The organism is Nonomuraea montanisoli (assembly GCF_013363975.1).
Classification (GTDB): domain Bacteria; phylum Actinomycetota; class Actinomycetes; order Streptosporangiales; family Streptosporangiaceae; genus Nonomuraea; species Nonomuraea montanisoli.
In genome coordinates, this window is record NZ_JABWGN010000040.1 from 1 (window position 1) to 4501 (window position 4501).

Here is a 4501-nt window from a genome sequence, read left to right on the forward strand (position 1 = left end):
ACGCGTCCGTTTCTTGAGAACTCAACAGTGTGTTAAAAGCCAGTGCATGAACAATGCATGACCCCGTCATATCGGCGAAAGCCGGTGACGGATTCCTTTTTAGTTGGGTATCAGACCTTTAATGGAGAGTTTGATCCTGGCTCAGGACGAACGCTGGCGGCGTGCTTAACACATGCAAGTCGAGCGGAAAGGCCCTTCGGGGTACTCGAGCGGCGAACGGGTGAGTAACACGTGAGCAACCTGCCCCCGACTCTGGGATAAGCCCGGGAAACTGGGTCTAATACCGGATACGACGTTCTGTCGCATGACATGAACGTGGAAAGTCTTTTCGGTTGGGGATGGGCTCGCGGCCTATCAGCTTGTTGGTGGGGTAGTGGCCTACCAAGGCGACGACGGGTAGCCGGCCTGAGAGGGCGACCGGCCACACTGGGACTGAGACACGGCCCAGACTCCTACGGGAGGCAGCAGTGGGGAATATTGCGCAATGGGCGAAAGCCTGACGCAGCGACGCCGCGTGGGGGATGACGGCCTTCGGGTTGTAAACCTCTTTCAGCAGGGACGAAGTTGACGTGTACCTGCAGAAGAAGCGCCGGCTAACTACGTGCCAGCAGCCGCGGTAATACGTAGGGCGCAAGCGTTGTCCGGAATTATTGGGCGTAAAGAGCTCGTAGGTGGCTGGTCGCGTCTGCCGTGAAAGCCCGCAGCTTAACTGCGGGTCTGCGGTGGATACGGGCCGGCTAGAGGTAGGTAGGGGCAAGCGGAATTCCTGGTGTAGCGGTGAAATGCGCAGATATCAGGAGGAACACCGGTGGCGAAGGCGGCTTGCTGGGCCTTACCTGACGCTGAGGAGCGAAAGCGTGGGGAGCGAACAGGATTAGATACCCTGGTAGTCCACGCTGTAAACGTTGGGCGCTAGGTGTGGGACCCTTCCACGGGTTCCGTGCCGGAGCTAACGCATTAAGCGCCCCGCCTGGGGAGTACGGCCGCAAGGCTAAAACTCAAAGGAATTGACGGGGGCCCGCACAAGCGGCGGAGCATGTTGCTTAATTCGACGCAACGCGAAGAACCTTACCAAGGTTTGACATCACCCGGAAACGCTCAGAGATGGGCGCCTCTTCGGACTGGGTGACAGGTGGTGCATGGCTGTCGTCAGCTCGTGTCGTGAGATGTTGGGTTAAGTCCCGCAACGAGCGCAACCCTTGCTCCATGTTGCCAGCAGGCACCTTCGGGTGTGCTGGGGACTCATGGGGGACTGCCGGGGTCAACTCGGAGGAAGGTGGGGATGACGTCAAGTCATCATGCCCCTTATGTCTTGGGCTGCAAACATGCTACAATGGCCGGTACAGAGGGCTGCTAAGCCGTGAGGCGGAGCGAATCCCTAAAAGCCGGTCTCAGTTCGGATTGGGGTCTGCAACTCGACCCCATGAAGTCGGAGTCGCTAGTAATCGCAGATCAGCAACGCTGCGGTGAATACGTTCCCGGGCCTTGTACACACCGCCCGTCACGTCACGAAAGTCGGCAACACCCGAAGCCCGTGGCCCAACCCGCAAGGGGGGGAGCGGTCGAAGGTGGGGCTGGCGATTGGGACGAAGTCGTAACAAGGTAGCCGTACCGGAAGGTGCGGCTGGATCACCTCCTTTCTAAGGAGCACCGGCCAGAAGGTTCACACCTCCTGGTCCATGTCACGGTCATCAGCGAACGTCTGATGCGTGACGGCTCATTAGTGGAGCACTGGCTACTCGGCATGGCGTGATCGCCGGCCGGCTAGTACCGCCTGATCTCTTCGGAGGTCGGGAGTGGGAACGGCGGTTCAGGGGGTTACGAGATGTCGAACACACTGTTGGGTCCTGAGGAAACGGGCTTTCGAGTCTGTGAGACCTCATACAGGGCCACTACGAGGCGCCGCTGTTGGTGGTGTCGTTCGGGTGGTTGCTGTTTGTTGTTTGAGATTTGCATAGTGGACGCGAGCATCTTTGTGGCCAAGTTTTTTAGGGCACACGGTGGATGCCTTGGCATCAGGAGCCGATGAAGGACGTGGGAGGCTGCGTTAAGCCTCGGGGAGTCGCCAACCAGACGTTGATCCGGGGATGTCCGAATGGGGAAACCCAGCACCAGTCATGTGGTGTTGCCTCCGCCTGAATGTATAGGGCGGTTGGTGGTAACGCGGGGAAGTGAAACATCTCAGTACCCGTAGGAAGAGAAAACAACATGTGATTCCGTGAGTAGTGGTGAGCGAAAGCGGATGAGGCTAAACCGGGCGTGTGTGATAGCCGGCAGGCGTTGCATGTCCGGGGTTGTGGGACCCTCTAACAGTTTCTGCCGAGACTGTGAGAAGTTATAAATCCTTCCGATAGTTGAAGCCTCTGGGAAGGGGCGCCGTAGACCGTGAGAGCCGGGTAGGCGAAATCGGATGGACTTCTTGAGGTGTTCCCGAGTAGCACGGGGCTCGAGGAATCCTGTGTGAATCTGCCAGGACCACCTGGTAAGCCTAAATACTCCCTGATGACCGATAGTGCACGAGTACCGTGAGGGAAAGGTGAAAAGTGCCCCGGTGAGGGGTCGTGAAATAGTACCTGAAACCGTGTGCCTACAAGCCGTAGGAGCTTACATCAGCTTGCTGGTGTGTGATGTGACTGCGTGCCTTTTGAAGAATGAGCCTGCGAGTTATGGTGTGTGGCGAGGTTAACCCGTGTGGGGGAGCCGTAGCGAAAGCGAGTCTGAATAGGGCGTTTGAGTCGCATGCTGTAGACCCGAAGCGGAGTGATCTACGCATGGGCAGGTTGAAGCTCAGGTAAGACTGGGTGGAGGACCGAACCCACCAGGGTTGAAAACCTGGGGGATGACCTGTGTGTAGGGGTGAAAGGCCAATCAAACTCCGTGATAGCTGGTTCTCCCCGAAATGCATTTAGGTGCAGCGTCGCGTGTTTCTTGCCGGAGGTAGAGCACTGGATGGCCGATGGGCCCGACAAGGTTACTGACGTCAGCCAAACTCCGAATGCCGGTAAGTGAGAGCGTGGCAGTGAGACTGCGGGGGATAAGCTTCGTAGTCGAGAGGGAAACAGCCCAGATCACCGACTAAGGCCCCTAAGCGTGTGCTAAGTGGGAAAGGATGTGGAGTCGCAGAGACAACCAGGAGGTTGGCTTAGAAGCAGCCACCCTTGAAAGAGTGCGTAATAGCTCACTGGTCAAGTGATTCCGCGCCGACAATGTAGCGGGGCTCAAGTACACCGCCGAAGTCGTGGCACTCATCACCATGTGTGGTGGGTGGGTAGGGGAGCGTCGTGCAGCTGGTGAAGCGGCGGAGTGATCCAGTCGTGGAAGCTGTGCGAGTGAGAATGCAGGCATGAGTAGCGAATCGAGGGTGAGAAACCCTCGCGCCGGATGACCAAGGGTTCCTGGGGCAGGCTAATCCGCCCAGGGTAAGTCGGGACCTAAGGCGAGGCCGACAGGCGTAGTCGATGGACAACGGGTTGATATTCCCGTACCCGCTTCAACGCGCCCATATCGAACCCCTTGATACTAAGAGTCCTTAGCTCGGGTTGTCCTTCGGGACGGCCGTCAGAGTGAACGCTCGACCTGATTGGGTAGTAGGTAAGCGATGGGGTGACGCAGGAAGGTAGTCCAGCCCAGGCGATGGTAGTCCTGGGGTAAGCATGTAGGGAGTGAGGTAGGCAAATCCGCCTCGCATGTTCCTGAGATGTGATGCCGAGCCGATTGTGGCGAAGTGGATGATCCTATGCTGCCGAGAAAAGCCTCTAGCGAGTGTTGTGGCGGCCCGTACCCTAAACCGACTCAGGTGGTCAGGTAGAGAATACCAAGGCGATCGGGTGAACTGTGGTTAAGGAACTCGGCAAATTGCCCCCGTAACTTCGGGAGAAGGGGGACCTCTGCTGGTGATGGCACTTGCTGTCTGAGCTGGTGGGGGTCGCAGTGGCCAGGGGGAAGCGACTGTTTACTAAAAACACAGGTCCGTGCGAAGTCGTAAGACGATGTATACGGACTGACGCCTGCCCGGTGCCGGAACGTTAAGGGGACCGCTTAGCGCAGCTTGCTGTGCGAAGGTGAGAACTTAAGCGCCGGTAAACGGCGGTGGTAACTATAACCATCCTAAGGTAGCGAAATTCCTTGTCGGGTAAGTTCCGACCTGCACGAATGGCGTAACGACTTCCCCGCTGTCTCAACCGCAGACCCGGCGAAATTGCATTACGAGTAAAGATGCTCGTTACGCGCAGCAGGACGGAAAGACCCCGGGACCTTCACTACAGCTTGACATTGGCGTTTGGAGCGTCTTGTGTAGGATAGGTGGGAGACTGGGAAGCTCGGACGCTAGTTCGGGTGGAGTCATTGGTGAAATACCACTCTGGTCGTTTTGAACGTCTAACTCTGGTCCGTGATCCGGATCGGGGACAGTGTCTGGTGGGTAGTTTAACTGGGGCGGTTGCCTCCTAAAAGGTAACGGAGGCGCCCAAAGGTTCCCTCAGCCTGGTTGGCAATCAGGTGT

2 rRNA genes are annotated in these 4501 nt (G+C 57.5%); both read left to right on the plus strand.

The features are described 5' to 3' along the window. The first annotated feature begins 118 nt into the window (after positions 1-118). Positions 119-1640, plus strand: a 16S ribosomal RNA gene (locus tag HTZ77_RS44850). A gap of 337 nt (positions 1641-1977) precedes the next feature. Continuing rightward, a 23S ribosomal RNA gene (locus tag HTZ77_RS44855) occupies positions 1978-4501 on the plus strand; the annotation flags it as partial.